Annotated in this window: 15 protein-coding genes; 4 read left to right on the forward strand and 11 right to left on the reverse strand. The window is 68.0% G+C overall.

The genetic code is table 11. The annotated features are described in order from the left end of the window. Positions 1-24: 24 nt before the first annotated feature. Positions 25-1068 carry an OmpA family protein gene (locus DUGA2_RS28680; RefSeq protein ID WP_070272768.1) on the reverse strand — a complete coding sequence of 348 codons (1044 nt, stop codon included), beginning with the start codon at positions 1066-1068 and terminating at the stop codon, positions 25-27. A 334-nt stretch (positions 1069-1402) separates the two neighbouring features. On the opposite strand from DUGA2_RS28680, the gene DUGA2_RS28685 reads away from it, so the two are divergent. From DUGA2_RS28685 to DUGA2_RS28695, 3 genes are all read left to right on the forward strand, one after another. Continuing rightward, a complete protein-coding gene (locus DUGA2_RS28685) occupies positions 1403-2035 on the forward strand; it encodes a winged helix-turn-helix domain-containing protein (RefSeq protein ID WP_070272770.1) in 633 nt (210 codons plus the stop codon). A gap of 116 nt (positions 2036-2151) precedes the next feature. Further along, positions 2152-3021, forward strand: a complete 870-nt coding sequence (locus DUGA2_RS28690; RefSeq protein ID WP_070272771.1) for a zinc-dependent peptidase — start codon at positions 2152-2154, stop codon at positions 3019-3021. 109 nt (positions 3022-3130) lie between these two features. Next, positions 3131-4444, forward strand: a complete 1314-nt coding sequence (locus tag DUGA2_RS28695; protein ID WP_070272772.1) for an ATP-binding protein — start codon at positions 3131-3133, stop codon at positions 4442-4444. Between the two features lie 6 nt (positions 4445-4450). Here DUGA2_RS28695 and DUGA2_RS28700 read toward each other — a convergent pair whose 3' ends face one another. Genes DUGA2_RS28700 through DUGA2_RS28725 form a run of 6 tightly spaced genes read right to left on the reverse strand, consistent with a single transcriptional unit; the run spans position 4451 to position 10541 of the window. Continuing rightward, complete coding sequence (locus tag DUGA2_RS28700) at positions 4451-4945, reverse strand: response regulator (RefSeq protein WP_070272773.1); 495 nt, start codon at positions 4943-4945, stop codon at positions 4451-4453. After that, positions 4942-6270: an HD domain-containing phosphohydrolase gene (locus DUGA2_RS28705; RefSeq protein ID WP_070272774.1), complete on the reverse strand. Its 1329-nt coding sequence runs from the start codon at positions 6268-6270 to the stop codon at positions 4942-4944. The genes DUGA2_RS28700 and DUGA2_RS28705 overlap by 4 nt, the downstream gene beginning before the upstream one ends. Then, positions 6267-7748 (reverse strand): ATP-binding protein, encoded by a 1482-nt coding sequence (locus DUGA2_RS28710; protein ID WP_070272775.1) that lies wholly within the window; start codon positions 7746-7748, stop codon positions 6267-6269. The genes DUGA2_RS28705 and DUGA2_RS28710 overlap by 4 nt, the downstream gene beginning before the upstream one ends. Next, positions 7745-8578 carry an HDOD domain-containing protein gene (locus tag DUGA2_RS28715; RefSeq protein WP_070272776.1) on the reverse strand — a complete coding sequence of 278 codons (834 nt, stop codon included), beginning with the start codon at positions 8576-8578 and terminating at the stop codon, positions 7745-7747. The genes DUGA2_RS28710 and DUGA2_RS28715 overlap by 4 nt, the downstream gene beginning before the upstream one ends. Next, a complete protein-coding gene (locus DUGA2_RS28720; RefSeq protein WP_070272777.1) occupies positions 8575-8907 on the reverse strand; it encodes a hypothetical protein in 333 nt (110 codons plus the stop codon). Before DUGA2_RS28720 ends, DUGA2_RS28715 begins: the two co-directional genes overlap by 4 nt. Beyond that, positions 8904-10541: an EAL domain-containing protein gene (locus DUGA2_RS28725; protein ID WP_229214792.1), complete on the reverse strand. Its 1638-nt coding sequence runs from the start codon at positions 10539-10541 to the stop codon at positions 8904-8906. The genes DUGA2_RS28720 and DUGA2_RS28725 overlap by 4 nt, the downstream gene beginning before the upstream one ends. Positions 10542-10781: 240 nt before the next feature. Between DUGA2_RS28725 and DUGA2_RS28730 the strand changes: the two genes are divergently transcribed. Beyond that, the gene (locus DUGA2_RS28730) at positions 10782-11144 is read left to right on the forward strand and encodes a hypothetical protein (RefSeq protein ID WP_070272779.1); all 363 of its coding nucleotides are present in this window, start codon (positions 10782-10784) and stop codon (positions 11142-11144) included. A 2-nt stretch (positions 11145-11146) separates the two neighbouring features. On the opposite strand, the gene DUGA2_RS28735 is transcribed toward DUGA2_RS28730, so the two are convergent. The 4 genes from DUGA2_RS28735 to hyi form a co-directional block, all read right to left on the reverse strand. Further along, positions 11147-11521 (reverse strand): TraR/DksA family transcriptional regulator, encoded by a 375-nt coding sequence (locus DUGA2_RS28735; protein WP_070272780.1) that lies wholly within the window; start codon positions 11519-11521, stop codon positions 11147-11149. A 56-nt stretch (positions 11522-11577) separates the two neighbouring features. Beyond that, positions 11578-12006 (reverse strand): hypothetical protein, encoded by a 429-nt coding sequence (locus tag DUGA2_RS28740; protein WP_070272781.1) that lies wholly within the window; start codon positions 12004-12006, stop codon positions 11578-11580. An 18-nt stretch (positions 12007-12024) separates the two neighbouring features. After that, the gene (locus DUGA2_RS28745) at positions 12025-12792 is read right to left on the reverse strand and encodes a hypothetical protein (RefSeq protein WP_070272782.1); all 768 of its coding nucleotides are present in this window, start codon (positions 12790-12792) and stop codon (positions 12025-12027) included. A gap of 67 nt (positions 12793-12859) precedes the next feature. Beyond that, positions 12860-13639: a hydroxypyruvate isomerase gene (gene hyi / locus DUGA2_RS28750; RefSeq protein WP_070272783.1), complete on the reverse strand. Its 780-nt coding sequence runs from the start codon at positions 13637-13639 to the stop codon at positions 12860-12862. Positions 13640-13911: the final 272 nt, after the last annotated feature.

The raw sequence follows: 13911 nt of genomic DNA on the forward strand, positions 1-13911 counted from the left end.
CTGCGGGAGCGGGGCTGCTTGATGTTACTGAACGCGGCGTTCGATGGTGATTTGCTCGACTTCGACGCGGCGGTTAGGTTCCAGGCACTTGATCAAGTCCGCGCGCTTCTTGTCGTTGCACTGGACGATAGGATTGGCTTCGCCCTTGCCGACGGCGTTCAGCCGGTTGGCGGCGACGCCCTTGCCGACCAGATACTCCTTGACCGACAGCGCGCGGCGTTCGGACAGCTTCTGGTTGTACTTGTCGCTGCCCAGACGGTCGGCGTAGCCCGAGATCACCACGTTGTCGATGCCGCTGTTGGCGTTGAGCACGTTGGCGATGTCGTCCAGCTTGGGCTGGTTAGGATTCAGCTTGGCGCTGTCGAAACCGAACAGTTCGGTGGCCGACATCGTCACTTTCTCAAAGCGCGCCGGTGGCGGCGGTGGCGGCACCACGGCCGGTGCCGGTTGCGGCGCCGGTTCCATGGCGCGCGGCGGCGGTGGCGGCGGCGCGGCCGGTGCGGCTTTCGGCGGCGCGTTGAAGGCGATGTTCAGGCCGACTGTTGCGTAGTAGTTATTGCTCTTGCTGTTAGGGAATTCATCGCCGCGGATGAAGCCATGCACGTTGCGGATGTCCGCCTGGAAGGCGACCTGGTCGCTGATGTCGGCCTGGAAACCGAGGCCGGCGCTCAGGTAAGGCGAATTCTTGCGGCGTTCGCCGATGACATTCAGGTTGGCCTTGTCGCGCTCGGCGCCGACGCCGACCAGCAGGAAAGGACGGAAGGTTTTACGGGAGAACATGTACAAGCCATCCACGCCCAGCGTGTTTTGCTGGTAGCGCTGGCCGTTTTCACGGGAGCGGGCATAGGTGGTGCCGATCTGGACGTCCCAGCTTTCATTGAGCGCCTTGCCGAATTTCAGGCCGGCGCCATAGCCGCGCTTGTCCACGCCGAAGTCCGAATCGGGCTTCATGGCGTTCAGGCTGGGCTGGATATACCACGATGGATTGATGACCGCATCCTGAGCCAGGGCGGAAAACGACGCGCACAGGGCGACGACGGCGAGGGCGATATTCTTGGATTTATTCACAGGTGAGCTCCCGATTATTAGTGATGAGTGATTGTTGCAGCAATGGCCAGGCACCGCTGTTGGACCGAAGATTAGGGGCTTTGGTGCATCTCTTCCGTGCGCTAGCGTACCTAAGCTTGTGCTGTATCAAATCCGGCACATTTCCTGAAACTTAGTGCTAGGCCATTTGTCACAGCTTAAGTGCCAAGTATTTCGCTAATGTTCGTTGCCGCACAGACTAATGCTCCACGAAAAGGCATTCTGGCGTCAGATGCAGAGACCGTAGCGCGAAGCACGATGTCCGCCACGCTATCCGCCGCCACTAATCTCGGCAATTGTTATAAGGAGTGTTCCCATGCATGCAGTTAGACAACCTCAACATCTGGTCCAGAACGAGATGAAAGCCTCGCCGGAAATGCACGCGTCGACCGCCAAGCTGATGCTGGTGGAACGTCCGGGGCCGGCCCCGCTGGACCGCAAGCCGGCGCTGTCGATGGCCTCGATCGAGCGCGTCCGCTCGACCTCGGCCACGCTGCGCCGCATCGAAAACATGCAGAAGCTGATCGGCGAATTGCAGCTGCACGAAATGCTGGCGGACGAAATCGCCTGGTTCCTGAAGTTTTCGCCGTCCGGCGCCCGCAAATACATCCGCGACCTGCGCGAAGCCGGCGTGATCGAGCTGGCGCGCTACGTCGAAGGCACGGCCACCTACCTGGGCAAGGCCGTCTACCAGCTGACGCCGGATCCTGAGCGCGTGGCCGCCTTCCTGGCCGCCATCGTCCAGCCCAAGCGCGAAGGCGCGCCACCGCGCAAGGAACGCCCGGGCCTGCGCGAACAGGCGATGGCCGGCAGCGGCCGCCACTTCCACATCCTGGCCGACGACACCCACTATGCGATCCGCGTCAACCGCGGCCCGGTGATGCGCGATCCGCTGGTGGCCGCGCTGTTCGGCTCGGCGCCGTCGCTGCAAAAAGAAGAACAGCGCTGAGCGTCTAGCGCAGGCGTATGATGGAACAGCCGGGCATGCCCGGCTGTTTGCATATTGAAATGTCGGCAAGGCGCCCCACCTAGCCCAGACTGGACATCTCAACGGACGCGCTGCACATGGAAGCTTTGATCTGGATCGGCCTGACGGCGCTGCTGATAGCGACGCCCTTTTTCTACCCGCGCTGGCGTCTGCGGCGGGTGCTGGCGCAGCCGCTGCCGGCCGCCGCGCAGGCCGTCCTGCAGCACAATATTCCCGTCTACCGCCGCATGGCGCCCGCGCTGCAGCAGCAGTTGCAGCGGCTGGTCGTGCAGTTCCTGCACCAGAAAAAATTCATCGGCTGCGAGGGCCTGGAAGTGACCGACGAGATGGCCGTCACCATCGCCGGCCAGGCTTGCCTGCTGCTGTTGAACCGGCCCAGCAAGGTCTATCCGGCGCTGCACACCATCCTGGTCTACCCCAGCGCCTTCGTGGCGCGGCGGGCCGAGGTCGGTCCCGGCGGCGTGGTGACGCCGGGCCACCAGACCATGCTGGGCGAATCCTGGGACGACGGCCGCATCGTGCTGTCCTGGGACGACGTGCAGCGTGGCGCCGGCGACTGGACGGATGGCCACAACGTCGTGCTGCACGAATTCGCCCACCAGCTCGACAGCGAATCGGGCCGCGCCAACGGCGCCCCGTATCTCGGCAACCCGGCCAGCTACAACGAGTGGTCGGAAGTGCTGGAGCGCGATTTCCAAAGCCTGCGCCACAGCGCCATGTACCGCCAGCACAGCGTGATGGACCACTACGGCGCCACCAATCCGGCCGAGTTCTTCGCCGTCGCCACCGAGACCTTCTTCGAAAAACCCTACCAGATGGCCGAGCACCACGCCGAGCTGTTCGCCGAATTCCTCAAGTACTACCGCGTCGATCCGCGCGACTGGATGACGCCGCCACCGCCCCCTGTGGCGCTGCCGCACGAGTGGTCGGCGGGCTGGACGCAATGAACGCCCGCACGGCCTGAACTAGGGCATAATCGACACAGCCGCGCATGCCGATGCCTGCCGTCCGTTTGCGCGAACTGCGCCGGATGGAAGCTGTCGCGAGGCTATCGATATGCAATTTGACGAGTTCGACTTTCTCTCCTCGGACGCCGCCGGCGCGCCCGCCGCGCCCCTCGCCGAGGCCGCGTCGCCGCTGGTGCGCCTGCAATACCTGGTCGACAATACGCCGGCCATCATCTATTGCACCGTGCCCAGCGGCGACTTCAAGATGACCTTCGTCAGCAACAACGCCTACAACGTGCTGGGCTACCGCCCCGAGCAGATGGTGGCCGACCCCAACTTCTGGTTCGACCACATCCATCCCGACGATGCGCCCAGCATCTTCTCCAGCCTGGCGCTGGTGTTCAGCGAAGGCCAGCGCGCCTACGAATACCGCTTCCGCATCAGCGACGGCAGCTATCTGTGGATGCACGACACGCTGCGCCTGATCCGCGACGAGCACGGCGTGCCGCTGGAGGTGATCGGCTCGCTGACCGATATCACGGCGCGCAAGCGCATGGAGGAGGCGCTGCAGGCCAAGGGCATCGAGCAGCAGGCGCTGATCGGCGAACTGCGCAACGCCCACGAGCAGCTGCTGCAATCGGAAAAGATGGCCTCGATCGGCCAGCTGGCGGCCGGCATCGCGCACGAGATCAACAACCCGGTCGGCTTCGTCAACTCCAACATGGGCTCGCTGAAGAATTACGTCGTCACCCTGCTGGGCGTGATCGAACGCTACGAGCAGGCGGCCGCGCCGCATCCGGCGCTGGCGGCGCAGCTGGCGGTGCTGCGCCAGCAGGCCGACCTGGAATTCCTCAAGGAAGACGTGACCGACCTGGTGCGCGAATCGATGGACGGCCTGAAGCGGGTCAAGGACATCGTCCAGGCGCTCAAGGATTTTTCCCACGTCGGCGAGACCGAGTGGCAGGTGGCCGACCTGCACCACGGGCTGGACAGTACGCTCAACATCGTCGCCAACGAGATCAAGTACAAGGCCCGGGTCGACAAGCAGTACGGCACGCTGCCGCCGGTGACGTGCCTGGCCTCGCAGCTGAACCAGGTGTTCATGAACCTGCTGGTCAACGCCGCCCACGCGCTGCGCGAGCAGGGCGTGATCACGCTGCGCACCGGCGCCGCCGACGGCTGGGTCTGGATCGAGGTGGGCGACAACGGCTGCGGCATCGCGCCGGAAAACCTGAACCGCATCTTCGAACCCTTCTTCACCACCAAGCCGGTCGGCAGCGGCACCGGGCTGGGGCTGTCGCTATCGTACGGCATCGTCAACCGCCACGGCGGCCGCATCGAGGTGGCCTCGGTGGTCGGCCAGGGCGCGCGCTTCACGGTGCACCTGCCGGTGCAGCCGCCGCAGGCCGCGGCGCCGGCTTGACTGCCGCTACAGGATGACGGCGCCGTCGTCGTCGCGCTTGACGTCGAGCAGGCCGGGCTCCTCGGCCTCCAGCCGCCGCGCCTCCAGCTCCTGCGGCGTCGGCGCCGGCGCGGCCACCAGCTCGGCGCGCAGCGCCAGCGCCTGCCGCACGTTCTGCTCCAGCTCGGCGGCGTCCCAAGGCTTGGCCATGAAGCGGAAGGCCTGCGCCTGGTTGATGGCGCTGAGCACCGTGCCGTATTCGGCCGAGGCGCTGAGCATGATGCGCACCGTGTTCGGCGCCACGTCCCTGAGCGCCTGCAGCAGCTCGCCGCCGCTCATCTGCGGCATGTGGTAGTCGCAGATGATCAGGTCGAAGTCGCAGTAGCAGATGCGTTCGAGCGCGTCGTAGGGATTGGTGTAGCTTTCGATCTGCGGCGGCGCGCCGCGGAACATCTGCAGCAGCGCGCGCTGCAGGGCGCTGAGCACATTGCCCTCGTCGTCCACCAGCAGGATCTTGCTCATGCTTCTCCTTTCGGGTTGCGCACCCAGATCGCCAGCCGGGCGCCGCTCTTGGTCTCGAAATCCTGCACCTGCTGGATCATGCGGGCGTCGAGCACGTGCTCGACCGACAGCAGCATCAGGCCGTCGCGGCTGATCAGGTCGCGCGCCAGCACCATGCCGGGCAGCAGTTCGCCGGACAGCACTTCTACCCCGGCGCCGGCGTCGGCGTCGCCGTCGACGATCTGGCGGAAGGCCGCCACCACGTGCGGATCGTAGCGCTTGCCGCTGGCGTCGAGGATCAGCGACTTGGCTTCCTCCGGCCGCAGATGGCGCTGCACCATCGCGCCCTGTTGCAGGTTGTAGTAGTCGGCCGCCAGCGCCAGGATGCGCGCGCCCAGCGGGATCGCCAGCCCGGCCAGGCCGTCGGGGAAGCCGTTGCCATCGAAGCGCTCCAGCTGGGCGCGCAGGATGGCGGCGCTGCCGCGCATGTCTTCCAGCGGCATCAGCAGTTCGGCGGCGCGCTGCGGGTGCTTGCGGAACAGGCCCAGCGATTCGCCGTGCAGCATGGTCAGCGGGGTTTGCAGCAGCTCGTCGGCGAAGCCTATCTTGCCGATGTCGTGCAGCAGGGCGGCGATGAAGATTTCCTGGGTCTCGCGCGCGTCCAGCTCCAGCCGCACCGCCAGCTGGCGCGCCAGCTCGGCAACCAGGCGCGCATGGCCGGGCCGGTTGTGGGCGCGCAGCTCGATCATGCTGGAGAAGATCTTGATGGTGGTGACGAAGTTGCGCTTGAGCTTGGCGTTGGCGGCGCTGGTCGCCTCGTGCTCGGCCTTGAGCTGGCGGGTGCGCGCCTCGACCTTGGCCTCCAGGCTCTGGTTGAGCGTCTTCAATTCCTCGTTCTGGCGCAGCGTCAGCGCTTCCAGGCGCAGCTTGTCCTGCTCCAGCTGGCGTCGCTCCAGTGCGTGGCGCACCAGCAGCAGCATGTCGCCGTCTTCCCACGGCTTGGTGATGTAGCGGTAGATCTCGCCGCAGTTGATGGCGTCCTGGATCGACTGGATGTCGGAATAGCCGGTCAGCAGCAGGCGCACGGTGTCGGGCCAGCGGGTGCGCACCTGGGCCAGGAACTGGGCGCCGTTCATTTCCGGCATGCGCATGTCGGAGATGACCAGGTCGACCTGTTCCTTTTCCAGCACGGCCAGGCCCAGCGCGCCGCTCTCGGCCAGCAGCACGCGGTAGCCGGCCGGACGGAACAGGCGGCGCAGCGAGGACAGGATGTTGGGCTCGTCGTCCACGCACAGCAGCGTGGCGCCGAAGGCCGGCTCGGCCGAGGGCGACAGGGCGGTGTTCATGGCGCGCTCCCGCCGGCCGCCGCGGCGTCGCTGCCGGCCTCGCTGTCGGGCTGGCTGACCGGCAGGCGCACGCGGAAGCGGGTGCCTTTGCCCAGTTCGGTGTCGACATCGATGCGGCCGCCGTGCTTCTGCACGATGCCGTAGGCCAGCGACAGCCCCAGCCCGGTGCCCTTGCCGACCGCCTTGGTGGTGAAGAAGGGGTCGAAGATGCGCGACAGCGTGTCCGGCGCGATGCCGCTGCCGTTGTCGGCCACCTCGATCCACACCATGCCGTCGCCGTCGGCGCCGGTTCGCACGGTGATGCGGCCGCGCTGCGCGCCGATGGCGTGGGCGGCGTTGACCACCAGGTTCATCACCACCTGGTTGATCTGCAGCGGCAGGCACTGGATGTCGGGGATGTCGCCGTAGTCCTTGACGACGTCGGCCTTGTACTTGACCTCGTTGGCGACGATGTTGAGCGTGGAGTCGATGCCGCGGTGCAGATCGGACCAGACCCAGTCCTGGTTGGCGTCGACCCGCGAAAAATCCTTCAGATCCTGGACGATGTGGCGCACCCGCACGATGCCTTCGCGCGATTCGGCCATCAGCGCCGGGATGTCCTGGCGCAGGAAGTCGAGGTCGATCTGTTCGCGCCGGGTGCGCAGCGCGTCCGCCGCCGCCGTGCCGGGCTCGGCCTTCTGGTAGGCGTCGAGCATCTCGAACAGCTGGTCCAGATAGGTTTGCAGCGTGCTGAAGTTGGAAAAGATGTAGCCGATCGGGTTGTTGATCTCGTGCGCCACGCCGGCCGCCAGCTGGCCGATCGAGGCCAGCTTGTCGGCCTGCACCAGCTGCTGCTGGGCGCGCGACAGCTGGCTGTTGAGCTCGGTCAATTCCAGGTTGCTGCGGCGCAGTTCGGCCTCGGCCAGGTGGCGCTGGCGGATGTCCTCCTGCAGCTGCTCGTTCATGTCGGCCAGCTGGGCCGTGCGCTTCTCGACCACGTGTTCCAGGTTGTCGTGGGCGCGGCGCAGCGCGTTCTCGGCCACGCGCCGCTCGGTGACGTCGCGCAGCGTTTCGATGGCGCCGACGATCCGGCCCTGGTGGTCGCGCAGCGGCGCCGCCGTGAAGTGCAGCCAGTGGCCGCTGGCGCCGATGTTGGGGAAGAAGTCCTCGGCCTCGTAGGCGCCGGGGATCAGCGCCGAGGCGCGGTACTTGCCCGGGTAGAGCAGCTCCAGCTGGCGCTCGTCGCCGGCCACGATCAGGTCGGCCAGCACCGCGCGCGGCTTGGGATAGAAGGCTTGCCAGTGGTTGCTGGTGCCGACCATGGCCAGCTTGCTCCAGCCCAGCAGGTGCTCGCAGGCGCGGTTCCAGTGGGTGATCACATGCCGGGTGTCGATGGCGAAGGTGGCCACCGGATGGCCGTCGAAGAATTCGGACAGCGCGATCGCGGCGTGCGGGGGCGCGTCGGCGAGCGGCGGGCTGGCGGGGGCGGCGGCGTTCATGGGCTCAGCATCTTGCACATGGTGTCGTACAGCTGTTCGGCCTCGGCGAACACGCCGCGCCAGGCCTCGTCGCTCAGCCCCAGCTTTTGCCAGACGGCCAGCGACAGCGGCGGCGCCTGGTCGTCCTCCTGCGCCGACAGGTCGAGCGCGTGGGCCACGATGTTGGCGACGTAGACCACGGTCGACAGCGTGGCCGGGCCGTCGCCGCCGGGCTGGTGGTGTCCGGCCACCGCCGCCTGGATCGGCGGCGGGAACTTCCAGTGCGCGGCCAGCGCGCTGCCGACGGCGGCGTGGTCGATGCCGAACACCGCCAGCTGGGCCGGCGCCGCCGTGCAGTCGTGCTCGACGCGGTAGGCGTGCACGCGGCGGTAGTCGTCGGGGAAGCGGCTGGCCAGCACCAGCGTGCCGAGGTCGTGCAGCAGGCCGGCGGTGAAGGCGGTGTCCGGGTTGATGCGCATGTGCGGCGCCAGCACGCGGGCGCACACCGCGCTGGCGATCGAGTGGCGCCAGAAGGCCGGGAAATCGAACTGGCTGCCCGGCACCGGCGCGAAGCTGTCCGTCACGGAACAGGCCGTCACCAGCGTGCGGATGGCGTGGAAGCCCAGCACCGAGATCGCTTGCTGGATCGACGTCACCTTGGCCGGCATGCCGTAGAACGAGGAGTTGGCCAGGCGCAGCGTCTTGGCCGTCAACGCCTGGTCGAGCGTGATCTTGGCGGCCAGCGCGTGGGTGTCGATATCGTCCTGGTTCATGCTGGCCAGCAGTTCGCTGACCACCGCCGGCAGCGAGGGCAGGTCGCGCACGGCCTTGATCACATCGTCGACGGTCATGGCTGCTGGTCCTCGCGGTAGCGGCGCAGGCGTTCCAGCAGCAGGGCGCCGCCGTCGCTGTCGGCGCTGTGGCGGAACAGCTGGTCCAGCCGCCGCAGGCGCTGCGCGCGCGCCGCCGCCAGCGCCGCCGGATCGGCCGGCTCGGCGCTCGACCACACCACGCAGCGCTCGATGCCGCGCCGGCGCAGCGAGGCCAGCGTGGCGTCGGTCAGCGCGGCGTCCTGCGGCAGCAGCACGCTGCCGTTGGCGTCGAGCAGGGCGGCGGCCAGCGTCATGCCGGCCGCCGCCTGCTCGAGGCCGATTTCGCTGGGCGTGGCGGGCGTCGTCATGGCGGCGGCTCCACGGTGCTGAGGGTGATCAGGCTGCCGCGCGAGGCCGAGTGCTCGCCCATCGGGTAGCACATCACGGCGTAGCGCCGGCCCTCGATGTCGGCCACGTGGTGGCGCGGCGCGCCGTCGGCCTGGAACAGCTCGGGCAGCACGTTGCCGGCCTCGCTGCCCAGCAGGGCGCCGCCGTGGCGGAACAGGCCGGCGGCGGCGCCGTTGACGAAGGCGATCATGCCGGCATCGTCCATGCCGATCACCGGCAGCGGCAGGTGCTGCAGCACTTCGCGCGCCACGCTCAGGCTGATCTCGCCGCGGCTGATCTGGCGCTGCTTTTCCTGCAGCAGCTGTTCCATGCGGCGGTTGGCGGCCGCCAGCTCCTGGTTGGCGCTGCGCACCTCCAGGTTCAGGCGCAGGTTGTCGTCGGCGATTTCCTTGATGCGGAAGGCGTCGGCGATATGGCCGCGCAATTGCTCGTCGTCCCAGGGCTTGGTCAGGAATTTGTAGATCGCGCCTTCGTTGACGGCGTCGGTCACGGATTGCAGCTCCGTGTAGCCGGACAGCATGATGCGGATGGTGTCCGGCGCCAGCTCCCTGGCCTTGCGCAGGAAGTCGGCGCCCAGCATGCCGGGCATGCGCTGGTCGGAGACGATGACGTCGACCGGATGCTCGGCCAGCACCGCCAGTCCCTGCGGGCCGTCGTTGGCGCTGTAGACCTGGTAGCGGTCGCCGCGCAGCAGGCGCTTGAGCGCGGCCAGGATGTTGGGTTCGTCGTCCACCAGCAGCAGGCGGCGCGGCGGCTTGTGCATGCGCAGCAGGTGCTCCGGCAGCGCGCGGCCGCTGGCCAGCAGCTGCTGCAGTTCGGCCGAGGCCAGCGGCGGGGCGAAGAAATAGCCCTGGATCTGGTCGCACATATTACGCCGCAGGAAGTCGCACTGGCTCTCGGTCTCCACGCCCTCGGCCACCACCTTCATGCCCAGGTTGTGGCCCATGGCGATGATGCTCTTGGCCATGGCGGCGTCGTGGCTGTCGCTGACCACGTTGCGGATGAAGTCGGCGTCGATCTTGATGGCGTCGAAGGGATAGCGTTTCAGGCTGCTCAGCGAGCCGTGGCCGGTGCCGAAGTCGTCCAGCGTCAGGTTCAGGCCGCGCGCCTTGAAGCCGGCCAGCAGGTCGTCGCAGCCGTCGCCGGCCTCGGTCAGCGCGGTCTCGGTGATCTCCAGCGTCAGCGCGGCCGGGGTGATCGCGTAGTCGTCCAGCAGGGCGGCCACGGCGTCGCCGAAGCCGGGGTCGCGGAACTGGCTGGGGGCGACGTTGACCGCCACCCGCAGGTGGTTCTGGCCGCCGCGCCGCCAGGCGTTGAGGTCGCCGCAGGCGCGGCGCAGCACCCAGTCGCCGATGGCGGCCGTCATGCCGGCGCCCTCGGCGCGCGGCAGGAAGGCCTGGGCCGCCAGCAGGCCCAGGGCGGGATGCCGCCAGCGCACCAGCGCCTCCAGGCTGACCACGGCGCCGGTCTGCAAGTCCACCAGCGGCTGGTAAAGCAGGCACAGTTGATCGAGCGCCAAGGCCTGTTCCAGCTCGGCGTGGAACGAAAGGCTGGCGGCGGGCGACATGTCGGGCGTTTGCTGGGCTGCAATCACGGTCGCGCCTATCAAAATAAAAGCCGGTAGATGGCGAAGTACTCGATTGATTATACGGCCACACCCCCTGTTTTTCCGCAACGCGCCAGGTTTTTTTGCCGCCCGCCGCACGCCCGCGCCGTTGTTGCTTATCGGAGACTAAGCCTGCGCTGGCGGCAATTTTCGGTATGATAGTCGCTACAATCAATGCACCTGGCACCCGTCGGACTAACGCGTTTGGATGGATAGGGGGATGCGGCTATGACACAGGCATGGGTAGTGCTCACGCGCCCGGACGGCCGCGATGTGGCGGCGCCGTCGGAAGCCCAGATGGCGGCGGCGCTGGCGGAGGTCTACAGCGGCAACGCCGCCGGTCCCGATGGCGGCCCCGGCAGCGCCGTGCTGCGTTTCGGCTATGACGATGGCTTGATGTATGAAGTCGAAGTGTCGGCCGGCGGCAGGGTGCGGTTTGCCGAATGGTCGGACCGCGATTGCGAAATCGCGCTGGCCGATCCGCGCACCATGGCCGCGCTGGCGCAGGCCGACGCCTTGCAGCTGTGGCGCTTGCTGGCGCAGCGGCAGGTGGCCAAGATCCGCAACCAGCCTTGGAGCGATGCGGCTTGAAGCTAGCGGCGCTGCTGTTCGAGCAGCGTCTGGCAAGCGATGCACAGCCGCGCTTCCGGCCGCGCATCGAGCCGCGAGTAGCCGATGGTCTCGCCGCAGCGTTCGCACAATCCATAGCTGCGGTCGTCGAACTTGGCCAGCGCGTGGCGCACGATGTGCAACTGGCGCGCCGTGTGTTCGGCGGCCTCGTGCACCAGCGCGTTGAGGGTGCGCTGGCTGGCGTTGTCGGCCGGCGAGGCTTCCGCCTCGTGCGGCAGCGGCACGCGCACGTCGGCGCTGCGGTCCAGGTCATCGGCCAGCTGGCTGAGCAGCGCGGCCCGCGCGCCTTCCAGCCGCGCCCGCAGGGCCATCCATTCCATTTCGTCGAGTCCGTTCATGCCGCACACTCCTTACGGCATTGGACCGGCGCGCGGCGATTTTGTTCGCGGCCGCGTCAGCGCGTCGGCAGCAAGGCGTCCACGTGGTGCTTGAGTTTTTCCAGCGGCGCGACCAGGCGCTCCGGCTTGCCGGTCGCCACCGCCGCGCCCAGCGACAGCAGTTCGGCGGCGATGTCGATCAAGTCCTTGGCGCGGTCGATGCGGGCGATGGCGTCGCGGGCGCGCGCGGCGACGTCCAGCAGTTGCTGCTGCGCGCTGTCCAGGCCGCTGGCGGCCAGGCGGGCGGCATCGAGGTAGATGCCGTTGGCGCGCTGGCGCAAGATCACCTCGTTTTCAAACAGCGCCTGCGCCGCGCCCTGCGAGATGGCGGGCGCCTGGCCGCCCGGCGCCGGCTGGCGGATGGCGTGCATCAGGCGGGCGTGCAATGCGTCGGCGCAGGCGGACAGGCTGTCGGCCAGCTGCATGATGTGGTGCGTATCGGCCATGGCGGCTCCTTGCGGGGATCAGGGATGGGGGAATTGGTCCAGCAGCATGCGGTGGCTCTGCTCGATGGCGGCCAGGTTTTTCTGCGCCAGGGCGTTGCGCGCGGCGATCAGGTGGTATTCGACCCGCTTGTCGTTCTGTTGCGAGCGGGCCAATGCCTGCAGCAGGCGGTCGCGCCTGGGATCGAGGAAGGGCAGCTCCGTCTCCAGCATGCCGAGCACGATTTTTTCTTCGTTGTCGCTGGTCTTGCCGTACAGGGTCAGCAGGATGTGCATGGCTTCCAGCACCTGCTGCACGGACGAGCGGCCGTCGCGCATCAGCTGCTGCACCGCTGCCTCCTGCATGGGGCGGGTGGCGGCGCGCGCCACCAGCCGCGTCAGGCCGGCGTAGGCGCTCACATGGTGCTCGTTGAGGCCGCTGTCGGGCCAGGCCTTGATGCCGTCGCCGAGCGACTTGACCTGGTCTTCCATGTCGTAGGCGCCGTCGCCGGCCAGCCGGCCCAGCGCCTGCATATACGCTTGCACGCCGCGCTGCAGCCGGGCGAAATCGTCGCAGGCGGCCTGGCGCTGGCGGTCGAGCTCGCGCTCGCGGGCATCGGCGCCGGCGCTCAGGAAAGGTTGTTCGCGCTGGTAGGTGTTGCGGTAGCGTTCGGTCAGCTCGTGGTAGGCGCCCAGTTGCGGCGCCTGGGCGGCAAAGCTGCGCACGGCGGCCATGCGCGGCGTGCTGCTGGCGCAACCGCCGAGCAGGGCCAGCAGGCCGAGGAGGAGGAAGACACGGGTGGTTTTCATAGGCGCTCCGCAAAGTGTGAGGATATTGTTGGCCCGGGTGTCTCCCCTCGTGTTGCGGCAGCGCAGATCAGGTGCGCAAGGCTTCCCTCCAGCCCAGGCCGGCGGCGGTGTCGCCGGCCGGCAGGTATTCGCAGCCCAGCCAGCCGTCGTAGCCGATCTCGTCGATGAAGCGGAACAGGTAGCGGTAGTTGATCTCGCCGGTGCCGGGCTCGTGCCGGCCCGGCGTGTCGGCGATCTGCATGTGCTTGATCAGTGGCAGGTGGGCGCGGATGGTGTTGCTCAACTCGCCCTCCATGCGCTGCATGTGGTAGATGTCGTATTGCAGGAACAGATTGGCACTGCCGGCCTCGGCGATGATGTCCAGCGCCTGGCGGCTGGTGTTGAGGAAGTAGCCGGGAATGTCGTAGCGGTTGATCGGTTCGATCAGCAGCTCGATGCCGTGCGGCGCCAGCTCGGCGGCGGCCCAGCGCAGATTGTCGAGGTAGGTGGCGTGGGCGCGTTCCGGCGCCAGCCCGGCCGGCAGCTTGCCCGCCATGCAGTGCAGGCGCGGCACGCCCAGCGCGGTCGCGTAGTCCAGCGCGCGCAGCACGCCGGCGCGGAACTCTTGCTGGCGGCGCGGATCGCAGGCCATGCCGCGGTCGCCCGCGTCCCAGTCGCCGCAGGGCAGGTTGAACAGCACCAGCCGCAGCTGGTGCCGGCGCAGGCGCCCGGCCAGCACATCGGCTTCGTAGGCATAGGGGAAGAGGAATTCGACGCCGTCGAAACCGGCTGCGCGGGCCAGCGCGAAGCGGTCCAGGAACGGCGCATGGTTGAACAGCATCGACAGGTTGGCGGCAAACTTGGGCATGGCGGCTCCGGGGGGACGGGGTGGCGGAAACGTTATCGTAACCGCAAACGCCGCCGCCGCGCCGGCGCGAAAAAAAAGCCACCCGAAGGTGGCTTTCCGATTTATCGGCCGCGGCCGCCGGAGCGGTGCTGGGCCGCCGAGCGCGGTGCGCTGGTGCCGGTGCGTGGACCGCCGCCAGCCGGCGCGCCCGGCGCGCGTGGCTTGCCGCCGCCGTTGCCGCCACCGCCCGCTGGCTTGGCGCCAGCCGCGGCAGGCTTGCCGCGACCGCCGCC

This window comes from Duganella sp. HH101 (genome assembly GCF_001758795.1).
In the GTDB taxonomy this organism is placed as follows: domain Bacteria; phylum Pseudomonadota; class Gammaproteobacteria; order Burkholderiales; family Burkholderiaceae_D; genus Rugamonas; species Rugamonas rivuli.

What these genes read in the sequence shown, in the direction of transcription:
- DUGA2_RS28705 (WP_070272774.1), bottom strand. Translation starts at nt 6,270, where the DNA reads ATGAACACCGCCCTGTCGCCCTCGGCCGAGCCGGCCTTCGGCGCCACG.
- DUGA2_RS28710 (WP_070272775.1), bottom strand. Translation starts at nt 7,748, where the DNA reads ATGAACGCCGCCGCCCCCGCCAGCCCGCCGCTCGCCGACGCGCCCCCG.
- DUGA2_RS28690 (WP_070272771.1), top strand. Translation starts at nt 2,152, where the DNA reads ATGGAAGCTTTGATCTGGATCGGCCTGACGGCGCTGCTGATAGCGACG.
- DUGA2_RS28685 (WP_070272770.1), top strand. Translation starts at nt 1,403, where the DNA reads ATGCATGCAGTTAGACAACCTCAACATCTGGTCCAGAACGAGATGAAA.
- DUGA2_RS28695 (WP_070272772.1), top strand. Translation starts at nt 3,131, where the DNA reads ATGCAATTTGACGAGTTCGACTTTCTCTCCTCGGACGCCGCCGGCGCG.
- hyi (WP_070272783.1), bottom strand. Translation starts at nt 13,639, where the DNA reads ATGCCCAAGTTTGCCGCCAACCTGTCGATGCTGTTCAACCATGCGCCG.
- DUGA2_RS28730 (WP_070272779.1), top strand. Translation starts at nt 10,782, where the DNA reads ATGACACAGGCATGGGTAGTGCTCACGCGCCCGGACGGCCGCGATGTG.
- DUGA2_RS28720 (WP_070272777.1), bottom strand. Translation starts at nt 8,907, where the DNA reads ATGACGACGCCCGCCACGCCCAGCGAAATCGGCCTCGAGCAGGCGGCG.
- DUGA2_RS28745 (WP_070272782.1), bottom strand. Translation starts at nt 12,792, where the DNA reads ATGAAAACCACCCGTGTCTTCCTCCTCCTCGGCCTGCTGGCCCTGCTC.
- DUGA2_RS28715 (WP_070272776.1), bottom strand. Translation starts at nt 8,578, where the DNA reads ATGACCGTCGACGATGTGATCAAGGCCGTGCGCGACCTGCCCTCGCTG.
- DUGA2_RS28740 (WP_070272781.1), bottom strand. Translation starts at nt 12,006, where the DNA reads ATGGCCGATACGCACCACATCATGCAGCTGGCCGACAGCCTGTCCGCC.
- DUGA2_RS28735 (WP_070272780.1), bottom strand. Translation starts at nt 11,521, where the DNA reads ATGAACGGACTCGACGAAATGGAATGGATGGCCCTGCGGGCGCGGCTG.
- DUGA2_RS28700 (WP_070272773.1), bottom strand. Translation starts at nt 4,945, where the DNA reads ATGAGCAAGATCCTGCTGGTGGACGACGAGGGCAATGTGCTCAGCGCC.